Below are 24,886 nucleotides of genomic sequence, written 5' to 3'. Positions count from 1 at the left end.
GTCATTCAAGGCAAGGTATTTATGAGTTCGGTCGTCGTTGTCGGGTCCTTCAATGTCGATCACGTGTGGCGCTGCGATACCTTGCCGGTGCCGGGCGCGACCATCGCCGGGCGCTACAGCACTGGCCCGGGTGGCAAGGGCTTCAATCAGGCGGTTGCGGCCGCACGTGCTGGCGCCAAGACACATTTCCTGTGCGCACTGGGCGATGACGCCGGTGGTGCGCTGGCGCGCTCGCTGGCCGCGCAGGACGGCTTTGCGCTGATCGCCGAGCCCAGCAACGAACCGACCGGCACCGGCGGCATCTATGTCGACGGGCATGGCCGCAACACCATCGTGATCGGCGCCGGCGCCAACGCCGTGTTGAGCCCGGCCTTCATCGAGAATCAACGCCCGCTGGTCGCTGCGGCAAAGGTGCTGCTGGCGCAGCTGGAATCCCCGGCCGAGACGGTCGAGTCTGCCCTGGCGTTGGCGCACGAATGCGGCGTGCTCACCGTCCTCAATGCCGCACCGGCCAATGCACCGACCTCGATTGGCCTGCTCAAGCTTTCGGATGTGCTGACGCCCAACGAAACCGAATTCGCCGCACTGCTCGGTCGCCATGTCGGCGAGCGCATCAATGCCGACGACGTCGCCGCGCTGGACGGCAATACGCTGCATTCGCTGTGCCGCAAGCTGCTGCCGGGCGGTACCGTGGTGGTGACGCTGGGCGCGGTGGGCGCCTTCATTTCGCACGCCGAAGAACAACTGTGCGGCGATACCCAGGCGCATTACCGCGTGGGTGCGGAAAGCGCGCAGACCATCGACACCACCGGTGCCGGCGACGCGTTCAACGGTGCGCTGGTTGCCTCGCTGGCGCAGGTACCGGCTGCAAGCTTCGCCACCCACGTGCGCTTTGCCACGCGTTATGCGGCGCGCTCCACCGAAGTGGAAGGTGCAGCGGTATCGATGCCGCGGCTACGCGCGGACGAGTGAGACCGCGGCTCATTGCGATTGGCGTGCGCCACAGGCGCATGCCATCGACACCGCACCCACACTGGCGTGCCCTGGCTTTCTGCAAGCATGCGCGCGCATTTCTCGTACCAACGATGACTGCGGCTAGCGGCTAGCGGCCTCTTACCGCGTCGAGTCGCGTCGCACCGCATCGCGCCGAGCGATGTGACACTGCCATGACTGCATGTCTGTTTTCGCCGCGCTGCGCACGCGCTGCTGCCGACCTCACGCCACCAGCTGCGCCATCGCAGCGCCACGTGACCCAGCGCTGTTTTCTGTGTTCGAAAAGCGAAAGCGCATCGCATAAAGCGCGCTGACCGGCTGCACGCGCTAGCGCGTTGTCTGCGCTTGCCTACTATCGCCGCACCACCGGGCGCACCACGACCATTGCCTGCTGTCATGCGAGGACGCTCCTGGCGGCGCGGCTTGCCGAGATGCGGCTGCATCGTCGACTGGCGCACCACCGCGTCACGCAATGCAGTCACGCGTGTGCCTGGCCCTGCCCCCTCCCAAGCTCAACGGAACAACCGATGATCCTGCGTCGATCGCGCTCGCCATTCCTGCTGCCCTGCGTCTTGCTGCCCTGCCTACTCAGTTCCTGCGGCGGCGAGGATGCCGCCGATGTCGGCGCCGCTGCGACCCCATCGCCGGCGGCGACGGTCACCGTGAGTGCCCCGCGCGCCATGCCGCCGGCCACGACGCAGGCGTCCACGGCAACGGCGAGCGCCAGTACCGACCCGGCATTCCGGCGCAGCCTCGCGCCCGACAAGCCGATGTTCGTGATCCATGCCGACACCTGGAACGCCGTCGATCCGCAGAAGATCATCGATCTGATTCCTGCAGACCTGCGCCCCTACACGGTGCTGCTGATCTCGCTCTCGATCAGTCACAACGGCGCCACCAACAATCAGTGCAACTGGAACCAGGTGGAGAACGGCATCGAGACGGCACGCTCGTGGATCAAGACCGCGGCAGCCAACGGCGTCTGGGCGATGGTCCAGCCTTCCAGCGGCGGCTTCAGCCACTTCCCCGACTATCCCAACGGCACCGATCTCGAATCGACGGTGTACGGTGAATTCTTCCGCGACTATCCGAACTTCCTTGGCTTCAACTATGCCGAGCAGTTCTGGGGATTCGATCAACCGTGCTCGGTGTCGGCGGCGCAGCGCTGGGAGCATTGGGCCAACCTGCTCAAGCTGACCAACAAGTACGGCGGCTATCTGGCGGTGAGCTTCACCGGCGGCTTCTGGGGCGCCAACATCAATCCGCTGGCGATGGTCAAGCGTAACGATGCCTTGCGCACCTCGCTCACCAGCTATGCCAAAAACTTCATCATCGAAGAAAAGTTCACGATGAACTATGGCTACCACGACATCGAAAGTGTCAGCCTGGGCATGTTCCTGTCGGGATTCGCGGGCCATTACGGCATCCGTCCGGACAGCAGCGGCTGGTACGCCGCCGATGGCAGCGCCTATCCGATCCCGGCGGGCGCACCGCATCTGATCGAGCACCTGGCGCTGACCGGCGAAACCTACTTCGACGGCCCGGAACTGATCTGGACCGACAGCGTGCAAAGCCTGCCCAACGGCACCACCGCCGATGGCTACAACACCCGTCGTTGGCAGTTCTTCCCGCAGTTCAAGAACATCCACATGGATGTCTACCGCAAGATCCTCGACGGCACCTTGCACATCCTCAATCGCCAGCAGGTGATCGATCGGACCAAGGTGGTGGTGGTCGACGATGTCACCACCGGTAACGACCGTGCCGTGTACGCGACGCCAGAGACGCTGTTCTCCGGTCTCTACCTGATGGATGACGACGGCACCTATCTCAACCAGCACAGCTGGTACAAGAAGAGCGGACGCTACCCCGCCATCCCCACCGTGTGGCAGTTGAACGACGACCTGGCCAAGTCCTTCCCGGTACAGATCAAGCGCAGCGCATACGACAGCCGCTGGCCCTCCATCGCCGCCAAGACCCAGGAATTGAATGCGCTGTTCCCGCAGGAATCCACCGGCGACCTCTACGTCGGGCGCCAGGACAACACCTGGGTCACCTACAACCCCTACAAGACCAACAAGGCCACCAGCGGTGCGTTCAACCTCAAGTACAACAGTTGCGCCGCGCTCAGCATGACGTATGGCCCCTACACCACCGGCGTGGTCAAGGAGTTCGCCAACTCGGTGTCGATCTACCTGACCAATTTCGACTCGGAGACCGGCCCGCTCAAGACCGACACCATCGCCATCAGCGGCGCCAGCAGCACGCCGAGCTATACGTTTACCGATCGCGGCGAGCACCGGGCCAGTAGTGTGACCGCCACACCCAGTAACGGGGTTCTGACTCTGAACGTCGCCCACAACGGGCCGCTGGATATCACCATCCAGTGCTCCGGCGCGGCCACCGGGCGCGCAAGCGCTACGCCGGTGACTGCACTGCAGGCGCCTGCCGCGCCACCCGCCTATACCGGTGTGCGGCAATACGAAGCGGAGAACTTCGACTTCCTGCGCATCGGCAGTCTGGTCCCCAATGGCGTCTCCGGCACGGTGCACAATTTCCAGGGCTTGGGATATGTCGACTTCGGCGGCAACCCTGGCGCACGCCTGCGGACCACCATCAACGTGCCGCAGGCCGGAACCTACACGCTGGCCACGCGCTATTCCGCACCGGGCGCCAGCGTCGCCACCGTGGACCTGTACGTCAACGGCGTGCGTGTCGGCACTCCGGCCTTCGCCCAGACCAGCTCGGCCAGCGACTGGGCCAGCAGTCCGCTGACGGCAACCTTGAATGCCGGCGATAACGTGGTCGAGTACCGCGCCAGCGCCGGCACCCAGGCCAAGCTGTACCTGGATAATTTGGCCGTCTCGCAGTAGGCCATACCTGCGGCAGTGCCTGCCCGGCCGCCGCAGGGTTGGCGGTACGAAGGGCTGTCACCGCTGACGTTACACTAGCGCCATGCAGATCGGCCCCTACTCCATCGCTCCGAAGGTGATCCTCGCGCCCATGGCGGGCGTCACCGACAAGCCGTTCCGGCTGCTGTGCAAGCGGCTGGGCGCGGGCCTGGCGGTGTCGGAAATGACCATTTCCGACCCGCGTTTCTGGGGCACGCGCAAATCGCTGCACCGCATGGACCACGCCGGCGAGCCGGACCCGATCAGCGTGCAGATCGCCGGCACCGAGCCGCAGCAACTGGCCGAGGCAGCGCGCTACAACGTCGACCACGGTGCGCAGTTGATCGACATCAACATGGGTTGCCCGGCCAAGAAGGTCTGCAACGCCTGGGCCGGCTCGGCGTTGATGCGCGATGAAGACCTGGTGGCGCGCATCCTGACCGCGGTGGTACAGGCAGTGAACGTGCCGGTGACGTTGAAGATCCGCACCGGTTGGGATTGCGACCACCGCAACGGCCCGACCATCGCGCGGATCGCGCAGGACTGCGGCATCGCCGCGCTCGCCGTACACGGGCGCACCCGCGACCAGCATTACACCGGCAGCGCCGAGTACGCGACGATTGCGCAGATCAAGGCCGCGCTGCAGATCCCGGTGGTTGCCAATGGCGATATCGACTCGCCGCAGAAAGCCGCCCAGGTGCTGCGCGACACCGGCGCCGATGCGGTGATGATCGGCCGCGCCGCGCAAGGCCGCCCGTGGATCTTCGGCGAAGTGGCGCATTTCTTGGCCACCGGCGAGGTATTGCCGCCACCGTCGCTGGCGTTCGTGCGCGACACCTTGCTCGGCCACCTGGAAGCACTGCACGCGTTTTATGGCCAACCGCAGGGCGTGCGCATCGCACGCAAGCATCTGGGGTGGTATGCCAAGGACCATCCGCAAAGCGCCGACTTCCGGGCGGTGGTCAATCGCGCCGAAACCCCCGATGCGCAGTTGACGCTGACGCGCGATTACTTCGATGCCTTGATCGCCGGCGTACCGCCCGCACTATCGGACGCTGCCTGAGGTTTTCTGTCCTGCTGGAGCCGCACGCATGAGCGCACCGAGCGACACCCCGACCTATCTGCACGGCTTTTCCGCCACCGAACAGGCGCGTCTGCTCAAACAGGCACGCTTGCTGGAAACCACGCTGTTCAATGAGATCGACTACAGCGGCGCGCGGCGCCTGCTGGAAGTGGGCAGCGGCGTCGGCGCACAGACCGAAATCCTGTTGCGCCGTTTTCCCGAGCTGCATGTCACCGGCGTGGATTTGAGCGAAGCGCAACTGGGCGCGGCACGCGCAAACCTCGAGCGGCTGGCATGGTGCCGCGCGCGCTACACCCTGCAACAGGCCGATGCCAGCGACCTGCCGTTCGAAGCGCGCCAGTTCGATGCGGCGTTTCTGTGCTGGGTGCTCGAACACGTGCCCTCGCCTGCGCGCGTACTCAACGAAGTGCGGCGCGTGCTGCTGCCCGGCTCGCCGGTGTATGTGACCGAGGTGATGAATGCCTCGTTCCTGCTGCATCCGTATTCGCCCAACCTGTGGCGCTATTGGATGGCCTTCAACGATTTCCAGCACGACCAGGGCGGCGACCCGTTCGTCGGCGCCAAGCTGGGCAACCTGCTGCTGGCCGGGGGGTTTCGCGATGTGCACACCCAGATCAAGACGCTGCACCTGGACAACCGCGAACCGGGCCGGCGCAAGACCATGATCGGGTTCTGGGAAGAAGTGCTGCTCTCGGCGGCCGACCAATTACTGCAGGCCGGCGCGGTCGAGGCCGCCACCGTGGAGGGCATGCACCGCGAGCTGGCGCAGGTGCACAGCGACCCGGACGCCGTGTTTTTCTATTCGTTCGTGCAGGCGCGCGCCACGGTCTATTGAGTGGCCGATGCGGGCGCGGCGACCGGGGGGCCGATATGTTCCAGGCCGCCGGTCAGCACGGTGCTGCGCGGTTCGTGCCAGATGCGATGCCACATCTGCCCCAGCACCGCGCCGATCTGATCGCGGGCCACCGGCGCACGGTATGCCGCCTGCACCTGCCGCGGCACGATCGGCTGCCAGGTTCCGTTGTCGCGATGGGCCACCACGAAGTTGAAGTTGTAGTCCGGTTCCAGGCCCATGCGCAGGTCGCTGAGCATCAGGTCATCGTCGACCAGGCGCGCACGCATGAAGCCGCGATTGAACCAGGTCAGCCGACGTACCGAATCGAAGCTGGCCACTTCGCCCAAGGCCTGGGTGTTGCTGGAAAACCCACGGAAGTGCATCGGGCCGGTGTCGGCCACCAGCGAACGCTCGCCAATGACATAGCCGTTGGGCGTCATCGCCACCACGCGCCACAGCAAGGTGTTGAGCGGCATCGGGACCGAGAACCGCGGCGCATCGGCCAGGCCCATCGCCGCCAGCGCACGGTCGGCCTGGCGGTCGACCAGTTGCTTGGCAATCAACGACCAACCCAGATACGCGGTGCTCGCCACCAATCCGATCACCAACACGTGTTGCGCAAGCGGGCGCGCACGCGCAAACCAGGCCACCGCACAGGCGAGCAACAGCCACAACGTGTAGGCCGGGTCGATGATGAACATGCTCGACCACATCGTCGGATGCGGCTGCAACGGCCACCACAGCTGGGTGCCGTAGACAGTGAACGCATCCAGCAGCGGATGCGTGATCAAGGCCAGCTGGATCGCCCAGAACCAGCGCGTGGGTGCGCTGGCCACGCGTCCATTGCCGTAGCGGCGGAACAGCCACCAGATCAACCAGCCCACCAGCGGCAGCACGAACAACGAATGGCTGACGCTGCGGTGCACGGTCATCAGGGTGACCGGGTCGTCGGTCAGCGGCAGCAAGGCCAGCGCGTCGAGGTCGGGCAAGGTGCCCAGTGCCGCGCCGGCCAACAAGGCGGCACGCCGCTGTCCGGGCGGCGCGATGGCGGCAGCGATGGCGCCGCCAAGAACGATCTGGGTCAATGAATCCATCGGCCGATGCTAGCAGGCCGCACATGCACGGATCGGGATGGTTGATGCGGCATGCCGCCGGCCGGCACCGCTGCATCGCTGGGCAGCGAATCGTCATGGGCAACGCACAGGCGCAGGCGTCCGGTAGGGGGACCGATCTCGGCTTAACCCCAAAGCGATCCATTCAGGCGCACAATGCAACCGACACACGGGGCGTGTATCATCCGCACCCATCTTTTCATCCGAATTAAGGGATATAAGCCTGATGTCCAGCTACCTGTTCACCTCCGAATCGGTCTCCGAAGGCCATCCGGACAAGATCGCCGACCAGATCTCCGACGCAGTGCTGGACGCCATCCTGGCCCAGGACAAGCGCGCCCGCGTGGCATGCGAGACGATGGTCAAGACCGGCGTTGCGATCGTGGCCGGCGAAGTGACCACCAGTGCCTGGATCGATCTGGAAGCGTTGACCCGCAAGGTGATCCTGGACATCGGCTACAACAGCTCCGACGTCGGCTTCGACGGCGAGACCTGTGGCGTGCTCAACCTGATCGGCAAGCAGTCGCCGGACATCAACCAGGGCGTGGATCGCAAGAACCCCGAGCAGCAGGGTGCCGGCGACCAGGGCCTGATGTTCGGCTATGCCACCAACGAAACCGACAGCTTCATGCCGGCGGCGATCCACCTCTCGCACCGCCTGGTCGAGCAGCAGGCCAAGATCCGCAAGAAGAAGAACTCGGCACTGTCCTGGCTGCGTCCGGACGCCAAGTCGCAGGTCACCCTGCGCTATGAAGATGGCGTGGCGACGGCGATCGATGCGGTGGTGCTGTCGACCCAGCACGACCCGGGCGTGAAGCAGAAGGACCTGATCGAAGCGGTACGCGAGGAAATCCTCAAGCCGGTGCTGCCGGCCAAGTGGCTGCACAAGGGCACCAAGTTCCACATCAACCCGACCGGCAAGTTCGTGATCGGCGGCCCGGTGGGCGACTGCGGCCTGACCGGTCGCAAGATCATCGTCGACACCTACGGCGGCTGGGCCCGTCATGGTGGCGGCGCGTTCTCCGGCAAGGATCCGTCCAAGGTCGACCGTTCGGCTGCCTATGCCGCGCGCTATGTCGCCAAGAACGTGGTGGCCGCGGGTCTGGCCGACCGTTGCGAAGTGCAGGTCTCCTACGCCATCGGCGTGGCCGAGCCGACCTCGATTTCGGTCACCACCTTCGGCACCGGCAAGATCGCTGACGAGCAGATCGAAAAGCTGATCCGCAAGCATTTCGACCTGCGTCCGTTCGGCATCATCCAGATGCTCGACCTGATCCACCCGATGTATCAGCAGACCGCGTCTTACGGCCACTTCGGCCGCAAGCCGAATGACTTCACCTACACCGACGGCACCGGCGCGCAGCACAGCGCGACCTCGTTCTCGTGGGAAAAGACCGACCGCGCCGACGCCCTGCGTGCCGCCGCCAAGCTGAAATAATCGCCCCGCTCCTGCGGGAGCCAGGTAGACGCGTAACGACTGGGCCGCTGATGCGGCCCAGTTGCGTTTTTGGGGTTGTCGGTGGGTTGCCCAACGCCAGGAAGTGGCAGGTTGCGAAGGCTTCGGCTAACGGCGGACCCGCACGCGTACGGGCGTGACGAAATAGAGTCTCTCTCCCCGAGGGGAGAGGGGTTGGGGTGAGGGTACGGGGCGAAGCCACTCACCTGCCCAGTCGCACGAGACTGCGAACGCGCCCTCATCCGCCCCTACGGGGCACCTTCTCCCGCCTTGCGGGAGAAGGAACAACGACACCACCGCCGCTCAAGCCCCTCTCCCCACGGGAGGGGGGTTGGGGTGAGGGTACGGAGCGAAGCCAGTCACCTGCCGAATCGCACGAGACTGCGAACGCGCCCTCATCCGCCCCTACGGGGCACCTCCCGCCTTGCGGGAGAAGGGACAACGATGCCACCGCTGCTCAAGCCCCCTCTCCCCACGGGAGAGGGGTTGGGGTGAGGGTTCGGGCAAAGCCACTCACCTGCCCGATCGCACGTGGCTGCGCACGCGCCCTCATCCGCCCCTACGGGGCACCTTCTCCCGCCTTGCGAGAGAAGGGACAACGACGCCACCCGCTGCTCAAGCCCCTCTCCCCACGGGAGAGGGGTTGGGGTGAGGGTACGGGCGAAGCCACATGCCATGTGGACCACCGCAGAACAGCGGTCGCGAACCTGTCGCTACCGATCGAGCTGTAACTGCTGTTCTAGCGCCATCGCAAAATCCGCCAATGGGCAGGCCATGCGTTGCCCCGGAGCGCACAAGCCCAGCGACAGGTCCTGCTGCAGCGGCGGATGGGCCAGATCCAGCGGTGCCAGCGTGCGCAGTTGATCCAGCGATTGCGCCAGGTAACGGGCGCGCACGAGCTGGCGGCCGTCGCTCTCGCGCCAAAGGCCGAGCACCAATGCGCCGCCCGGTGGCGGGTCGTCGGCGCCGTAGCCGGGCAGATGGAAATGCACATCCAGCAGGCCGCTCAATGCGGCGATGTGGGTGTCGCTGCCGACGAACACCGAGACCTTCGGCGCCTGCGCGTCGCCGAAACGTTGCAAGACCTCGCGCGCCAGCGGTGCGCCCGACCGCGAGGCCATGTAGTGCGGCCGTGCGTAAACATCGAACAGCAATGCATGCAAGCGTGAGACCTGGGCCAGGCGCTCGGGCGTCGCGCGGCCCCAACCGACCTGCGACAGCGGCAGGCCCTCTGCGTATTGCAGCAGCAACACCTCGCCGGTGCCGGAGGTCAGGTCAATTGGTCCACCCAATTTAAGCCCGCGCCCGTTGGCCGACGGCGTCAGCGTGGACGGCATCTGCGCAAACTCGCACGGCGTCCGCGCGCAGCCCAGAATCTGCTGCAGTGCCTGCAGCTCGGCAGCATGGCCTTGCAGCAGGGCGGCAGGGCCACCGGTCTGGTGCTGGATCGATGCGACCGCTGCCGCCGCATCGAACGGCACCGTGCCGGCTTCGATCGGTCGAAACAGCGGATCGTTGCTGCCAGCGTCCCGATGCCCGGCCACGAGGCCGCAGCCGGGTGCAAGCGCGCCAGCCAGCAGTGCGCCGCTCTCGATGGTGCGTTGATCGGTATTGGCCCACACCGACACACTGTCAGGTGCGGGGCAACCGTTGCCCGGCAACAACGCCTGCTGCACCAGCCACTGACGCAGGTACTCGCCACTCAAGCGCACGCCTTGGCGACCATGCGGAGTGAGCAGGCTGGCAGGCGTGGACCACTGCGGCCAGGGCTGGTCGGCATAGTGCGCGGCGGCGGCCTCGCCTTGCAGCGGTGCGCGCACGCCATGCCGGAATATCACCACCACGCGCTCCAGTTGCGCGGCCTGCTTGGATGCCGGCGCTCCGGTGCCCACCTGTTTGCCGGCGATGCCCGTCGGCTGATCGCCACCGTGCGCTGTGGAGCCGCGCGCGGTGGACACGCTCGGGATCGACGTGGTGCAGCCGCCCAACGCCAACGCAGCCGCCAATACCACGCACAGCACACTGCCGGTAGCAACCGGCGTGCCACGGGGCGTGCCGGACCTCGGTGCAATACCGGCGCCCTGCTCGCGTCTGGCCTGCCGCGTAGGTGCCGCGATCCCCATCGCGGCACCTATGCGCACGACAACGCGGGCGGCCCATCGCGGCTCCCCACCGCTGGCCGACAACGCGCGTTGCAATGCCCACTGCTCGCTTCCATCGCAAGCGCATGCACGGTCTGCGCGATGCCGCGCGTCCGTCGTGACCTCTGCATCTTGCTGCGCGCCTGGAAGGTCGTCGCATGCGAATCGTACGCGATCAGAACACATACTTGGCGGTCAACAGGCTGGTCATGCCGGAATCGACGATGTCGGAAATCGCATCGGTGTCATGGCCAACATGCGCCCAATAGCTGTGCTGTTTGGTGAGGTTGGCCACCGACAGATCCACGCGCAGGTGATCGTTTGGCGCAAAGCCCAGATGCAGGTCCACCCGGGTGATCGGCTTGATCCACAGGTTGTCCCAGTTTGCGCCCTGGTTGAGATAGTCGTACACCGACACGTATTCGCCGGAGTAGTGATAGCTCAGGTTCACCGACCACGGCCCCTTTTCGTAGAACAGCTCCGCATTGGCGAGCAGGTTCGGCGCGTTCTGGATACGTTCGTGTGCGAAGCCTTCTTCGCCCAGGTCCACGCGCGTGGTCTGGCGGGTGATATTGGCACCGATGCCGAAGCCGTCCAGCGGTGCGGGCAGGCCCTGGAAGGTTTGCCGCACGGCTGCTTCCATGCCCAGCACGCGGCCGTCGCCGCCGTTTTGCGGACGCACGAAACGCAGATTGCCGCTTTGGCTTTCGCCGGCATTGGCGGCGTTCGAACCGCTTTCGTAGATGTAGTCGGTGAGGCGCTTGTAGTAGCCGGCCAACATGGCGTGGCCGCCGCTGTCGTTCTGCCATTCGCCCGACAGGTCCACGTTGAGCGACTTGATCGGTTTCAGGTCCGGGTTGCCTTCGGTGATGGTGGTCTGGCCATCGCTGGAGATGTCGGTGGAGCGGCCGCCGCCTAGCTGCACGAAGGCCGGACGCGTGTAGCTGGTCCATACCGAGCCGCGATACACCGCGCCATCGCCATCGGGCCGGTAATTGACGAACACGCTGGGCAAGGCGACGTTGTAGCGCGTGTGGTTATTGGCGAATGCGCCGATCTGCTCGGCACTGTTGATGGCGGCCGGCTGCGCCCAGAACGTGTTGGTGATGGCGGTGTGTTCGAAGCGCACGCCCGGCAGGATTTCCCAGTTGCCGGTGCGCAAGGTGGCCATTGCATAGGCAGCGCTCACCGCTTCGGTCGCGCGCATGGTGTTGCAGTTGAGGTTGTTGATGGCCAACTGGCCGCAACTGTCGAAACTGGCGGGGGTGAGCGTGCGTGCGATCAGGTCGTTGAGCGCAGCATTGCTCAGGCGCACGGTGGGAAACGCGTACTGGCCTGGATAGACCGCATCGTAGCGCTGCGCGATCAGGCCGGTATCGCGCAGCAAGGTGCCATCGGTGTATTTGGCATTGGTCCAATCGCGGTCGGTGAAGCTGCGCGAGCTGTCGACATACTTCACGCCAAAGGCAATGCGGCTAAGCAGCCCCGCATCGAAGTCATATGCCACGTCGAACTTGCCGCCGCCCTTGTCCTGGCCGCTGTATTGCTTGGAAATCTGCCCGGTACGCCGCGCATACAGGCTGCCCACGTCCGAGGCCTGCGCCTGCATGGCCGGGGTGAGCAAGGGAATCGGGAAACCGTCGCCGTCGTAGCTGATGAAACGGTTGGCGCCATAGGCGAAGTTGGTCGAACTGTACTGGTCGTTGCGCGCGGAGATTTCCACATGATCCGGGCGGTCGTTATTGCCGGTGCCGTAGAAGATGTTCGGTGCGAACGTCCAATGGCCAAGCTGTTTTTCTGCGCCGAACTGCACGGTGGCAAGGTCGGCCTGCTCGGGGTTGGTTTCGTACCAGTAACGTACTGCAACGCGGTTGATCTGCGGCTGATACACGCCGCTGCTGCCGATCTGGGTGAAGCTGACACTGGCCGGCACGAACTGCGTGTAGCCGGTGTTCTGCTCGGTCTTGGCGAAGGCATAGGTCATGCGTGCATACAGATGCAAGCTGGGATCCACGCGCCAATCGAAGGCCGCGTTGCCGCCGTAGCGGCGTGTGTCGCCCTGCGAGTAACCGATATTGACGCCGGTGCTCTGCAAGACCTCTTGCGGGTCGGCGCCAGCGGCCAGCTTGCCGCTGGCATCGGCACGCGCGAATTTCCATGCGCCATCGTTGCGTGCCGCCGAGGCAGAGGCCACTTCGCTGTTCACGAAATGGCGCTCGTCGTAATACGCACTGACCGACACGCCGAACTGCCCGGCATTGCCGAAACGCGCATGCCAATCGCCAGCTGCGCCACTGCCCAGCCCGGAATCGCCGTAGTCGCGTGCACGGCTTTCCAGGCGTCCACTCAAGGTCACGCTGCCGCCCTGGCGATCGGGTGAATCGAATGCGCTGGGCGTGCGGTAATCGATGGTGCCGCCGATCGCATCGCCGTCCATGTCGGCGGTGGAGGTCTTGTTCAACACGATGGTCTGCAGGCCCGAGGGCGGCAGCAGGCTCAATTGCACGCCGCGGCTGTACGGCATGCCTTGGGCGACGTTGATGCCATTGATCAGGTTGACGTTGTATTCGGCATTGAGGCCGCGTACCGATGAAAACATGCCTTCACCGCGCGCGGCGCCGTCGATGCCGCCGAAATACGACTGCCCGGTATTGATCACGTTGACGCCCGGCATCAGGCCCAGCGCTTCGGCGACATTGTGCACGGCGGTGGTCTTGAGATCGTCGGCCGACAACACGTTGACGGTATTGGTGGCGGCCATCTGCATGTCGGTCGCGTTATAGCGCGTGGCCGCGACGGTGACCTTGTCCAGCGTGGCCATCTCGCCCTGCGCAGGCGTAGTGGCCTGCGTCTCCTGGGCCGCGGCATGGCCGCACAGGGCGCACAACGATAAGCACAGCGCCTGCGACAACCGCGAAGGACGCAACAGCGGACAGCGAACGATCATGATTGGATCCGATGAATGCAGCAGCGCGCCAAGGCTGCGCCGCCGCGAATGTGGGGAAGCGACGCAGCCAGCGAAGGCGGAACTGCATCACACCTGCGAGCAGGCGCCGCGCATGGTGGTGATGCGGTATGTCAGTTTGGTGACCGTGTTTGCGAACATGACAAATGCGCGCGACGCATGCGCAAGTCGGCACAGTCGTTGCCGTATGGAGGCGAAATTTGTCAAAGGTGTGCGCTGCCTGCCTGGCGCGTACACCCACCAACAACAGGGCATGCGTCAGCGATGCGATGCACGGACCGTGGATGCATGGACCCTGGTGGTGGCGCAGACACGCATCTAAAATCATCCGACGATTGCGCACGTGCAAACGGCAGCTGTGGTCGGCGGCCTTCGGCCACCCGCCAGCCTGCGACCGACACGCATCACGGTGGCACGCAAGGCAGCCCGTACCGTGCGGTCAAGCGCCCTCCCGCCGCGCGCCTGCGTCAGGTCCGCAGGAAGATCTCCACCCGTCGATTGAGCTGCCGCCCGCCTGGATTGTCCTGGCCGTTGACGGTATTGGGCGCCACCGGCTGCGATTCGCCATAGCCCTTTGCGTTGGCCGACTGCGCGGCGCTCGGACAGCGCCTGGTTGTAATCATCGCTGCCCTTGGCGTCGGTGTGCCCGCGCACCTGCATGTCCGTTGCCGTGACCTTGCTCAGTGCGGCGCTCAGGGTGTCGAGCACGCGCGCCGCGTCGGGGCGGATGTCGGACTTGTCGAAGTCGAACAGGATGCGGTCGTTCAAGGTGATCAGGTAGCCGCAGGGTGCGCCGGACGGTGCGAACTTTTGCAGCGGCGGGAAGCGGCCTGCCGGCGGCACTTTCGGTAGCGGCGGCATGCGGACTTCGCGCGGCGGCGTACCAACCGTGCCGGTGCCGTCGCCGTGGTTCTGCACCAGGCCATCGGGACCGTTCCAGGTGCCCGAGCCGTCGGCGTTGATGGTGACCAGCCCGCGTGGCCCGTTCCAGGTGCCGCTGCCATCGCCGCGATTGTCGACAAGCCCGCTCTTTTCGCTGTTCCAGGTGCCGGCGCCCTTGCCGTCCAGACTGATCAAGCCGGCCGGGCCGTTGTAGGTGCCGCCACCATCGGACTGCACATCGATGAGCGCCCCACCGGACCCACCGTCGCCGGTCGCATTGATGGTGCCGCTGCCGTCGGCATTGACGTTGACCAACCCGCCCTCGAAGTTGGCGGTGCCACTGCCGTCGGCCTTGAGATCGAACAGGCCGCCCTCGCCATTGCGCACCAGGTTGCCGTTGGCGTCGACGCTGGTGATGCCGGCATCGGTGATCAGGGTACCGCCATCGCCGCAGCGTGCCGGGGCGACGCTGACGCCTTCGATCGGGTCGAGAATGTCCTGCAGCGATGCTTCCAATGCACGTTGCGCGGCAGTGACGCCAACGATCTCGGGCACCACGATGGTGGGGATGGCCGGAAATTCCGGTGCGGCCTGTTCGGCGGCCACCGCAGCTTGGGACGTGCCTGCAGGCTGCAGCGGTGCAGCGGCCGTTGCACTGGCAGCAGTGGTTGCACCCTGTGGAGCTTCGCCACGCCCGCATCCGGCCAACAACACCGGTACCCACAACATCGCCGACAGCTTGCGCATCGCCTCTTCCTTGTTCGAGCCTGTACCAGACCCGCCTGATAGCATGCGCGCGGTCAACATGGCGCTAAGACGCGGGCTTGCAGGCTGCATGCCGGTGCCGCCGGTGGAGCACGCGGAACTGCAGCCGCCCGACCGGCAGCCTAGCGGCCCGGCGCGTTCGCGGCCTGCTGCTCTGCCTGCAACTGCACATGCAGGATGCGACGAATCTCCAGAATGGCCTGCGGCGTTTCCTGCACGCTGTGCCAGGAGGTCACCACCAGTTCCGAGGCCGCGCCGTCCAGATGCGCGCTGCGATACGGCACCAGGCCGTCGTCGGAATCGGCCAGCGGCATCTGCGGTTTCTCGCGCCCGATGATGGTGTGGTACTGCACTTTTGGAGAGATCGGCAGATCCATCGTGGCACGCACGAACGGATCGGTGTCGCGCAGGTTGTCGATGCTGGTGGGTACCAGCGCGCGGCCTTTGCGGCGGGGAGCGCCGCCCGGATCGTCGCGTTCGCTGTTGGCCAGGTCTTGCATCACATCGCCGAAGCGATCCAGCAACGCGCCCGGCAGGCGTATCAATTTACCGACAAACCGCCCCAGCCCGCCCTCGGCCAGTGGCGTACCGCGATGGGGCGCGGCAATGAAGATGGCGCGGTCCACTTGCGGCATCGGCGAAAAGTGCAGCAACGGCCACAATTTGGCGCGGATACGCGCGCCGCGTTCGCCGTCCAGCCGGTAGTTCTGCAGCAGGGAATCCCATAACCGCTCGCCAGAGGACGACACCAGCAGACGCCCGATCACCCCACCCATGCTGTGCCCGACCAACACCATCTCGTGCGAGGCGATCGCGCTGCCGGACGGATCGAAGTGCTGCAGGCTGCGTTCCACCAGCGACTGAATTTCCGCACGGTTGATCGCCATCGGCGCGTTGGTCGGGTAATACACCTGCCAGATCTGGTAGCGCTGGCGCAGCGTTTCATCGCCCATCACTTCATTGGCCACATTGACCCATGCCTCCGGGCTGCTGGCCAGACCGTGCAGCATCAGCAGTACGCGTCGGTCGGGATCGTAGGGCTGCATCAGATACAGGTGCGGACGATCGATACCGCGTGCGCTGCCCAGCATCGACCGCAGCGACTGCTCCGCAAATCCGGATTTGGCCAGCCACAATCCATACGCGGCAGTGAAGTTGCCTGCCAGCGGCACGCGTTGGCCATGCAGCACCACTTCGTTCTGGCGATACGGGTCGTACGGCACCAAGGTAGCGAGGTGGCTGCGTAACACCTCAGCGAGCGTCTGGCCCTCAAAACGCAGCAATATCGTTGCCGGCGCGTACGGCATTTCGCTGAACGTCGGTAACGGGCGATCGGGCGCTGCACCCGCCGCGACGGCCTGCTGCAACGCCAGCCCAGCGGGGTCGCCAACCACTTGCGGGTCCACTTCCGCGACCAGCTCGGCGCCGAATCCATCGCGCCGGTAGGTGCTGCGCAGGCCATTGAAGCGCAGCGCCGAAGCGGCAAAGATCGCACGCGGTGTATTGCCGTCGCCCGGCAGCCGATAGGCGGACAAATCGACGTCGAGCTGCCAGCGCCCGACCGCGGTGGATGCCGGGGTGGCTTGCCCGGCTTGCTGCGCGCGTGCGAACAAGCGCTCCACCACCTGCTGCACGGCGTAATTGTAGTAATCGCGCACCTGCGACTGGCGGTTCTCGAACGCCCGCGCGCTGGGCGCACGCGCGGTGAAAAACAAGTACGCATACGCATGCCGCGCCGCTTCCAGCCAGGCCTCCACCGCGGCATCGCTCATCGTGGCGGGGTTGCGCCCGCTCAGTGCGATGGCCCGCGCGGTCCACAGTTCTGCCTGCGTGGCCAAGCGCCGCTCATCGCCGATACCGGCCTCACTGGTGAGCTGCTGCAGGCACGGTAGCGGCGCAGCGCGGCAGGCCTTGGGCTGCAAGCCGGCAACCTGCAAGGTCTCGCTGCCGGACTGACTCAATTGGCCGGTACTCAGCACATCGCCCCGCGTTTGCGCGATGTAGTCGCCGCTGTTGCGCGACTGCACGGTCACCATGGCGCAGCCGCTCAACCACATAGTTGCCAGCACTCCCGCCAGGAATGCAGCGGCACGAGATCGGGGCATGCGCGGCATCATCGCGGCGTGATCGCTGTTGCGCCTGGCGCCGGTGCCAACGGCATGCCGGCACGGATGCGCGCAGAAAAATCCGTGGCCTTGTCGACGGCGATCGCGCGCGCGGTGAAATGCCCGCGCTGCTTCAAGGTGGCGAAGGGATAACCGGGCATCAGGCCATGGTGGTCGTAGGCATATTCGTCGACATAGCCGGACAGCAGCAGGCGATGATCCAGCGGCAGCGTGGGCTGCAGTTGCCGCACCAGCGCAAACACGATCGTGGTGCAGTTGCTGGTGAGCGTGTTGTAGAACGCCGGCTTGCGATCGAGTTGGTTGGCCAGTTCCACATATCCCATGAACATGCGGCGCAGCCCGGCCTTGGGAATCGCCAGGCGATACAGGTACATGTCTTCGCCACGCACGTTGGTGCGTACGCGCAGGATGTCGCGTTCGTCGGCGGCGACCAGGGTTTCTTCGAAACTACGAAAGAATCCACCCAACGCAGAAAACGATTCGCCACGTTCCTTGCGGATTTCCAGCGAAAACACCACGTGCGAACCGTCGTCGAAGCCGAACGACACCAGCGTGTGCGCGATCGCCGGGCCCATCCAGTACGAGAGCGCAAGATCCGCGCTGACCAGGCGTTTCAGATCGTAGTGGCGCGTCTCCCAATGCGGCTCATAGTCGGTCTCGCTGCGCCAATCGAAGTTGCGCACGTTGTGCAGGGTGACGATGTTGCCGTGCACCTGCGGCTGCAGACGCTGGGCGACATCGTCGGCCCAGTCGCGGTCCTGGCTGGGCTGCATCATCCACCACGACACTGCCAGCACCACGAACGCGGCACTGAAGATGCCCACCAGGGCCTAGTTCTCGCGGCCACGACGCATCCCCCATAACGCTGCCACCGCCATCGCGCACCACGAGGCCACCCATCCGGCGCGTACGAAGGCGTTGCCGGTCAGTGCGTAATAAATCGCCAGTCCGCCCCATGCGGCGGCCAGCACCAGCGCAACGCGCAGGGCCCAGCGCCCGATGCGGGCACGTGTGGCCGGTGTCACCGCGTGCCGCCTGCGGGCACCTGCATGCCCAGCGCGTGCATCAACAGGTCGGCCGAGCGATGCGCAAGCCGTTTGCGTTCTGCCTCGTCGTTGCCGCGCAGGCAGCTGCCCAGCATGTCGATCACCAGCAGCACGTGCTCCTCGTCGACATCGGCCCGGCACAGCCCGGCGTCGCGGGCGCGATGCACGAACGGCAGGAAGATGCCGACCACACGCCGGTCTGCTGCCTCCACCGCGGGGTGCGCGCGTTCGATCGAGCGCCAGAAATCCACCAGCGGCGACGACTGGGCGATGTGCTCGGCGACATCGTGCAGCAGCACCGCCAGGCCATCCGGGCGGTCGGCGAGATCGGCGGCAAGGCGCTCCAACCCATCCAGGCCACGCGCCATCAATGCCGTCAGCAGCGCCAGCCGGTCGGGGAAATTGCGGTACAGCGTGGCGCGCCCCAGACCGGCGCGTTCCACCACCAGCTCCAGCGGGGCATTGACGCCGTGTTCGCTGAACACCTCGTCGGCGGCATCGAGAATCTGCCGGCGGCGCAGCGCGGCGTCGGGGCGGGAAGTCATCATGCCGGCATTATCGGACAGATTTGTCCGTTTACGCCAGAGTCCGCTTGTTCAATACCCGCGCTGTCCGACCAACGGCGTGGTTGCCGTTGGCTTGCGGTGGATCTGTTCCCTACCCGCCCTGCAGCCGGCCATGCGATCAACCGGTGTTCTGGACGCCTTGCGAGACGCCATTGACGCAGGCCACCAGCGCACGCAGCAGCGCTTCGTCTTCGCCGTCGGTTGCCCGCCAGCGTTGCAGCAGGTCCACCTGCAGCACGCTGATCGGGTCGATGTACGGGTTGCGCAGGCGGATCGACAACGCCAGCCGCGGGTCGTGCTGCAACAGCGACTGTTGTTGCAGCAGCGCCTTGACCCAGCCCTTGGTCAGCGCCAGCTCGTCGCGAATCAGCGGGAAAAACCGCGTATGCAGGTCGCCGGACAAGCGCGAGAACAACTCGGCGATATTCAGATCGCCCTTGGACAGCACCATGGCGATGTCGTCCAGAAAGGTGCGGAAGAACGGCCAGTCCTGCGCCATTTCGCGCAAGGTGTCTTCATGCCCGGCATCCACCGCGGCCTGCAGTCCGCTGCCGACGCCATACCACCCCGGAATCACCGCGCGCGCCTGGCTCCACGCGAACACCCACGGAATCGCACGCAGGTTGGACAAGGCCGCGTCCTGGCCCAGCCGCCGCGACGGGCGCGAGCCCAGCGTCATGCGCTCGATCACATCGATCGGCGTGGCCAGGCGGAAGTACTGCATGAAGTCCGGCGCACCGACGAAGGCGCGGTAGGCCACCGTGCTGCGCTCGGCCACCAGATCCATCACCGGGCGCCAGCGCGCCTCGCGCGGCTCGGGCGCACGCGGGCGCAGGCTCGAAAGCAGCACCGCGCCGGTCATCTGCTCCAGCGAGCGCAGCGCCAACGCGCGGATGCCGTACTTGCGGTGGATCACCTCGCCCTGCTCGGTGACGCGCAAGCGGCCATCCACGCTGCCGCGCGGTGCGGCATCCAGCGCGCGGCTGGTCTTGCCGCCGCCGCGCGCGATCGAACCGCCACGGCCGTGGAAGAAGGTCAGCCGCACGCCCAACTCGGCCGCCGCTTCCAGCAGCTCGACCTGCGCACGTTGCAGGCCCCAGCGCGAGGCGGCGATGCCACCATCCTTGCCGCTATCCGAATAGCCCAGCATCACCATCTGGGTATCGCCGCGCGCGGCCAGATGCTGGCGATACACCGGGTCGGCCAGCAGGTCCTGCACGGTGCCGGTACCGCCGCGCAGATCGTCCACGGTTTCGAACAGCGGCACGATATCCAGGGGCACCGCGCCGGCGTCGTCGACCAAGCCGCCACGCCGTGCCAGCGCCAGCACGGTCAGCACGTCGGCGCGGTTATGCGCCATCGAGATGATGTAGCTGCCCAATGCATCGGCGCCATGGCGGGTGCGTGCATCGGCGAGCGCGGCGAATACCGCATCCAGACGCGCGTTGCCTTCATCGTCCACGCGCGGCAGGGGCTCCTGCCCTGCGGCATACGGGCCGAGCACGGCGGCACGCTGGGTGGCGTCCTGCGCATCCCAGTCGGCCTGGCCCAGGGCATCGGCCACCGCGCGCGCATGCACGCTCGATTCCTGGCGCACGTCCAGCCGCGCCAGATGGAACCCGAAGCTGCGCACCCGCCACAGCAGCCGCCGCACCGCGAACCACCCAGCATGTAGGCCCTTGTTGGCCTGCAGGCTGTCCAGGATCAATTGCAGATCCTGTTCGAGCTCCGATGGAGCCGCGTACGCACCTTCGGCATCGTCCACGGTGGCTTGCAGTCGTGCGCGCATCAGGTCGTTGAGCAGGCGGTACGGCATGTCGCCATGGCGCGGGCGCGAACGCGCGGCGGCCTCGGGCAGCAGTGCGCGGTAGCGTTCCAGCTGTGCGGTGAGTTCGGGGCTGACCTGCACCAGCGTGGTCGACTGACTGAGCAGGCTGGCCAGCTGCCACAGTTCTTTTTGATAGCGGTCCAGCACTGCGCGCCGCTGCGCGTCCAGCGTCCCGGCGATGGTGTTGGCATCCACATTGGGATTGCCGTCCATGTCGCCGCCCACCCAGGTGCCGAAACGCAGCAAACGCGGCAATGCCGGCACCCTGCCGTAGGTTTCTTCGATGGCGTGTTCCAGCGTTTCGTACATCACCGGGATGACGCGGTAGAGCACCTGGGTGAGATAGAAGCCCACATGCTCGCGCTCGTCGTCCACGGTGGGGCGCACCGGCGAGGAATCGGCGGTCTGCCACGACGCGGTCAGGGCCATGCGGAAGCGCGCGGCATCGCTGGCGCGTTCGTTGGGCGTGCGCATGCCGTCCAGGTTGTCGACAAGGCTGGCGACCATCAGCTGTTCTTTTTCCAGCAGCGCGCGGCGCACCGCCTCGGTGGGATGCGCGGTGAACACCGGCTCCACATCGATGCGCGGCAACCATTGGCTGAGTTCGTCCAGGGTCACGCCCTGCGCCTTGAGGCGGCGCAATGCGTCGTGCAGGCCATCGGGCTGCGGCGTGTCGGTGCCGCTGCGCTGGTATTCGCGGCGGCGCCGGATGCGGTGCACGCGCTCGGCGATATTGACCACCTGGAAATAGGTACTGAAGGCGCGCACCAGCGCTTCGGCGTCGCGCGGCGCCCGCCCGGTGAGTTGTTCGCTCAGCGTGGAAGGTGGGGCATCGCTTTCGCGCCGCGAGATGGCGGTGGTGCGCACGCGTTCGATTTCATCGAGGAATTCCGCAGAAACCTGCTCGGCAAGCAGATCGCCCACCAGTGCACCGAGCCGACGCACATCGTCGCGCAAGGGAAGATCGGGGGTAGCGAACACAAGACTGCTGCGGTACTCGTTCATCGGAAACGCACACCCTCTTCAAGCGCAAAGTCGTCGAAGACTAACCCAAAAGGATTAGATGATCGCGATGACGGTGACGGTTTCAACACCAACCATCGTGTGCCAATGCGCGTATCCGAGGGCTCTCGTAGGAGCGCACTCTCGCGCGACGGGGGTCTTCCCGGTAATGCCCTCGCGAGCAAGCCCGCTCTACGCGGCGCGGCTTTCCCGGTAACGCCCTCGCGGGCAAGCCGGCTCCTACGGGTGATCGCAGCAATGATCTGGACGGCTCAGCAGATGCTGCCGGGTGCGCCCGGCCGCGATTGCTGTAGGAGCGCACCCGGGCGCGGAGAAGCCTTATCGATCAAGCCGCATCGCGCGCAAGCGCGCTCCTACCGGTGCCAGCGCGCCATCGATCAACGTGTGCGTGAAGCGCTCGCATCCTTCACCGGCTCGCCGACATTGGTCGTCAACCACTGCTCGCTTTCGGCCAGCATCTGCATGATCGATTGCCGCGCGCGGTACGCATGCGATTCGTTGGGCAACATCACCAGGCGCGCAGTGCCGCCCAGGCCCTTGATCGCGGCGAACATGCGTTCGCTCTGGATCGGGAAGGTGCCGGTATTGTTGTCGTCCTGGCCGTGGATCAGCAGCAGCGGGTCCTTGATCTTGTCGGCGTAATTGAACGGCGACATCGCCTGGTACACCGGTTGCGCCTGCCAGTAATTGCGTTCTTCGGCCTGGAAGCCGAACGGGGTGAGCGTGCGGTTGTAGGCGCCGCTACGTGCGATGCCGGCCTTGAACAGGCGCGTGTGCGCAAGCAGGTTGGCAGTCATGAAGCACCGTAGGAATGCCCGCCAATGGCGATGTGCTCGCGGTCGGTCACGCCACGCCGCACCACTTCGTCCACGGCGGCCTGCGCATCGGCGATCAGCTGCGGCACATAGGTGTCGTTGGGTTCGGCATCGCCTTCGCCGACGATCGGCATGCTCGGATTGTTGAGCACCACGTAGCCGATCGCCAGAAACGCCTGCGGCCCCCAGTAGCTGATCGCGTTGAAACGGTACGGCGAGTCGGTGACCTGGCTGGCGGTGTCGGCGCTTTTGAATTCGCCCGGGTAGGCCCACATCAGCAGCGGCCGTGGGCCATCGCGCTTGGGGTCGTAACCGGGCGGCAGCAAGAGCGTGGCGGTGAGGTCCACGCCGTCGGCACGCTTGTAGCGGATCTGCTCTTTCTGCACGCCGCGCAACTGCGGCAGTGGGTGTGCGAAGTGCGTCAACGCACGCGGTGCAGGCGCCGCATCGCCCAGCGACTGCACGACATAGTTGGCCGGTTCCTCCGGCGATTCGCGGCTGAGCAGCAGTTGCGTGGCCTGTGCGTCCAGCAAGGCCAGCGGTGCGGAATAGGTCGGCGCCTGCGAGTGGAACAACCGCGTGGTCTGCTTGCTGCGCAGATCGAATCGATCGACGAAGGGGCGGTCACCCTCCGGCGAAGCACCCTTGCCGAACAGGAACAGGCTGTTGCCATCGCTGCTGGTCTGCAGCAGCGGGCGGCCCTTGCCATCGGCCACCGTCGCCGGCGTGCCCGGGTCCTTGTAGCGGTCCTGCGAGGAGCGGTCCCACAACAGTTCGGGCGCACGTTGCGGTTGATCCGGTGCGACGCGCCATTGCTTGGTGCGGCGGGTCTTCCACCAGCTTTCGCTCACGATCGCCAAGTCGCCGCGGCCCCATAGAATGCCTTCAAAGCGGCTACCCAGCTGTGCCAGCGTCACCGGTGGGCGCGTAAACGGCGCGGCCTGCATCCGCACCGCATCGCGGACCTTGCTCTCACGTGCCGGGTCGCCACCGTCCTGCGCTTCGGCCCACACCAGCGTAGCCGGCGCATCGTGCCGCCAGGCGATGTCGCGCACGCCGGTCGGCACCGCGTCGTTACCGGTCGGCAGGCCTTCCACCAGCGGCAGCTGCGCGATCTGGCGCACCGGTTTGCCCTGCAGGTCCAGCACCTCGATGCGGCGCGCGAAGTTGTCCACCGGCACCAGATACGAGAACGGCCGCTCGCTGCGTTCGCTCAGGATGTAACGGCCATCCGGCGACACCGACAGATTGAGATAGATGCCCGGCGTGCCGATCGGGCGCACCTGCCCGGCCACCGTGACGATGATCGGTTGGCCGGTGGCGTAGTACTCGAACACGCGCGCATCGGCTTCGTTGCGCAACAGGTCCTGATAGGTGGGCAGCGGCGCACCCCGGCAGCCGCACTGGTCTGCTGGGTCGCCGGGCCGGTTGGCGTCGCGTCGCGGGTCGGCGGCGCGCCCTGCCCTGCCACCTGTTGCTGCAACAGCAGGCCACTGCCATCGGGCAACCAACGCAAGTCGTCGTTGACGCTGGTGTTCAAGCCGGCCACCAGCCGCCGCGCCTGGCCGGCGGCCACGTCCACCAGCCACAGCTCGTTGGCGCCGCTGGCGGCATCTTCGCGGCGAAACGCCAGGTAACGTTGGTCGGGCGACCAGCTCAGATCGGCCAGCGACAGCGGGGAGGGCAACCCGGCGATCTGCCGCTCGCTGCCGTCGGCCACCGACAGCAGCCACAGCTTGCTGGCGAACGCAAAGCGGCTGGCCGCAAAGGTCTTCGGATGGATGCGCAGGCCGGCCAGCTTCAGCTCCTGCTGGGCCACCTCGGCGATGTCAGGCAGTGCCGGCATTTGCAGCATCGCGGCCAGATCGCGCCTGGGCGAGAGCTGCAGCAGCGGCGCACGCGGGGCGTCAACCACTGCCTGCAGCGCCTTGGACGGCAGTCGGTAATTGCTGCCTGACGCAGGGCCCGGTTGCACGACTGCCGCGCCGGTTGCTGCCGGGCTAGCCGCCCCGGCCAGCACCGGTGCGCTCAATGCCAGCGCCCCTGCCAACGCCCATGTGTGCTGCCGCCAGCCTTGCGCATGCCGTTTCGCCCGCATTGTCCGTCCCCGCCGATGATCGACTCCGGACCATAGCAGCCGCCTGCCGGCCGCTCCCCTGCCGTTGGTAGGGGGTGGGCCGCAATTCATGCCGCGCGGGGGTGCTGCCGATATAATCGGGCACTCTCGTCGAGGGGCGCTGCGACCGGTAGGGCGGACTGATCCGCTCACTGCACCACAAGGTGCAGGCAATACGGCCAGGCTCGACCAGCAGTTACCGTTCAACGGCGCCCGGCATTGCAGACATTCGTTTGCCTACC

Annotated in this window: 12 protein-coding genes, 3 pseudogenes and 1 riboswitch; of the genes and pseudogenes, 6 read left to right on the top strand and 9 right to left on the bottom strand. The window is 66.0% G+C overall.

Annotated elements, in window-relative coordinates:
- Positions 1-21 precede the first annotated feature (21 nt).
- The 4 genes from FLG15_RS03820 to FLG15_RS03805 all read left to right on the top strand — a co-directional run bounded on the left by FLG15_RS03820 (position 22) and on the right by FLG15_RS03805 (position 5,803).
- Positions 22-972: a ribokinase gene (locus FLG15_RS03820; RefSeq protein WP_057677923.1), complete on the top strand. Its 951-nt coding sequence runs from the start codon at positions 22-24 to the stop codon at positions 970-972.
- Positions 973-1,520: 548 nt separating this feature from the next.
- Positions 1,521-3,866, top strand: a complete 2,346-nt coding sequence (locus tag FLG15_RS03815) for a glycoside hydrolase family 98 domain-containing protein (protein WP_150145563.1) — start codon at positions 1,521-1,523, stop codon at positions 3,864-3,866.
- A gap of 82 nt (positions 3,867-3,948) precedes the next feature.
- A complete protein-coding gene (gene dusB / locus FLG15_RS03810; protein ID WP_057679412.1) occupies positions 3,949-4,947 on the top strand; it encodes a tRNA dihydrouridine synthase DusB in 999 nt (332 codons plus the stop codon).
- Between the two features lie 28 nt (positions 4,948-4,975).
- Positions 4,976-5,803: a class I SAM-dependent methyltransferase gene (locus FLG15_RS03805; RefSeq protein WP_017157339.1), complete on the top strand. Its 828-nt coding sequence runs from the start codon at positions 4,976-4,978 to the stop codon at positions 5,801-5,803.
- On the opposite strand, the gene FLG15_RS03800 is transcribed toward FLG15_RS03805, so the two are convergent.
- Positions 5,797-6,897 (bottom strand): metal-dependent hydrolase, encoded by a 1,101-nt coding sequence (locus tag FLG15_RS03800; RefSeq protein WP_150145561.1) that lies wholly within the window; start codon positions 6,895-6,897, stop codon positions 5,797-5,799. The genes FLG15_RS03805 and FLG15_RS03800 overlap by 7 nt on opposite strands.
- A gap of 244 nt (positions 6,898-7,141) precedes the next feature.
- Between FLG15_RS03800 and metK the strand changes: the two genes are divergently transcribed.
- Positions 7,142-8,353, top strand: a complete 1,212-nt coding sequence (metK, locus tag FLG15_RS03795; RefSeq protein WP_057679414.1) for a methionine adenosyltransferase — start codon at positions 7,142-7,144, stop codon at positions 8,351-8,353.
- A 731-nt stretch (positions 8,354-9,084) separates the two neighbouring features.
- Here metK and FLG15_RS03790 read toward each other — a convergent pair.
- On the bottom strand, positions 9,085-10,698 hold the full coding sequence (locus FLG15_RS03790; RefSeq protein WP_057679415.1) for a histidine-type phosphatase: 1,614 nt from the start codon (positions 10,696-10,698) through the stop codon (positions 9,085-9,087).
- Entirely contained in the window at positions 10,688-13,459 is a 2,772-nt protein-coding gene (locus FLG15_RS03785) for a TonB-dependent receptor (RefSeq protein ID WP_057687018.1), read from the bottom strand. The genes FLG15_RS03790 and FLG15_RS03785 overlap by 11 nt, the downstream gene beginning before the upstream one ends.
- Here FLG15_RS03785 and FLG15_RS03780 point away from each other — a divergent pair.
- Complete coding sequence (locus FLG15_RS03780) at positions 13,458-13,799, top strand: hypothetical protein (protein WP_057679422.1); 342 nt, start codon at positions 13,458-13,460, stop codon at positions 13,797-13,799. The two genes, FLG15_RS03785 and FLG15_RS03780, sit on opposite strands and share 2 nt — an antisense overlap.
- 145 nt (positions 13,800-13,944) lie before the next feature.
- Here the strand turns inward: FLG15_RS03780 and FLG15_RS03775 are convergent.
- From FLG15_RS03775 to FLG15_RS03750, 6 genes and pseudogenes are all read right to left on the bottom strand, one after another.
- A pseudogene (locus tag FLG15_RS03775) lies at positions 13,945-15,106 on the bottom strand (OmpA family protein).
- A 140-nt stretch (positions 15,107-15,246) separates the two neighbouring features.
- Positions 15,247-17,241 (bottom strand): esterase/lipase family protein, encoded by a 1,995-nt coding sequence (locus tag FLG15_RS03770; RefSeq protein ID WP_150145559.1) that lies wholly within the window; start codon positions 17,239-17,241, stop codon positions 15,247-15,249.
- A pseudogene (locus FLG15_RS03765) lies at positions 17,238-18,275 on the bottom strand (Lnb N-terminal periplasmic domain-containing protein). The gene FLG15_RS03770 and the pseudogene FLG15_RS03765 overlap by 4 nt, the downstream one beginning before the upstream one ends.
- Entirely contained in the window at positions 18,272-18,844 is a 573-nt protein-coding gene (locus FLG15_RS03760) for a TetR/AcrR family transcriptional regulator (RefSeq protein ID WP_057679420.1), read from the bottom strand. The pseudogene FLG15_RS03765 and the gene FLG15_RS03760 overlap by 4 nt, the downstream one beginning before the upstream one ends.
- Before the next feature lie 136 nt (positions 18,845-18,980).
- Positions 18,981-21,695 carry a phosphoenolpyruvate carboxylase gene (ppc, locus tag FLG15_RS03755; protein ID WP_057679419.1) on the bottom strand — a complete coding sequence of 905 codons (2,715 nt, stop codon included), beginning with the start codon at positions 21,693-21,695 and terminating at the stop codon, positions 18,981-18,983.
- A 395-nt stretch (positions 21,696-22,090) separates the two neighbouring features.
- Positions 22,091-24,578: pseudogene (locus FLG15_RS03750) on the bottom strand (S9 family peptidase).
- A 173-nt stretch (positions 24,579-24,751) separates the two neighbouring features.
- Positions 24,752-24,866, top strand: a riboswitch (S-adenosyl-L-homocysteine riboswitch).
- Positions 24,867-24,886 lie beyond the last annotated feature (20 nt).

The organism is Xanthomonas phaseoli pv. dieffenbachiae, from assembly GCF_008639345.1.
Taxonomy (GTDB): domain Bacteria; phylum Pseudomonadota; class Gammaproteobacteria; order Xanthomonadales; family Xanthomonadaceae; genus Xanthomonas; species Xanthomonas phaseoli.
The sequence above is the reverse complement of the archived record's forward strand: the minus strand, read 5'-3'. Positions and strand labels throughout refer to the sequence as shown.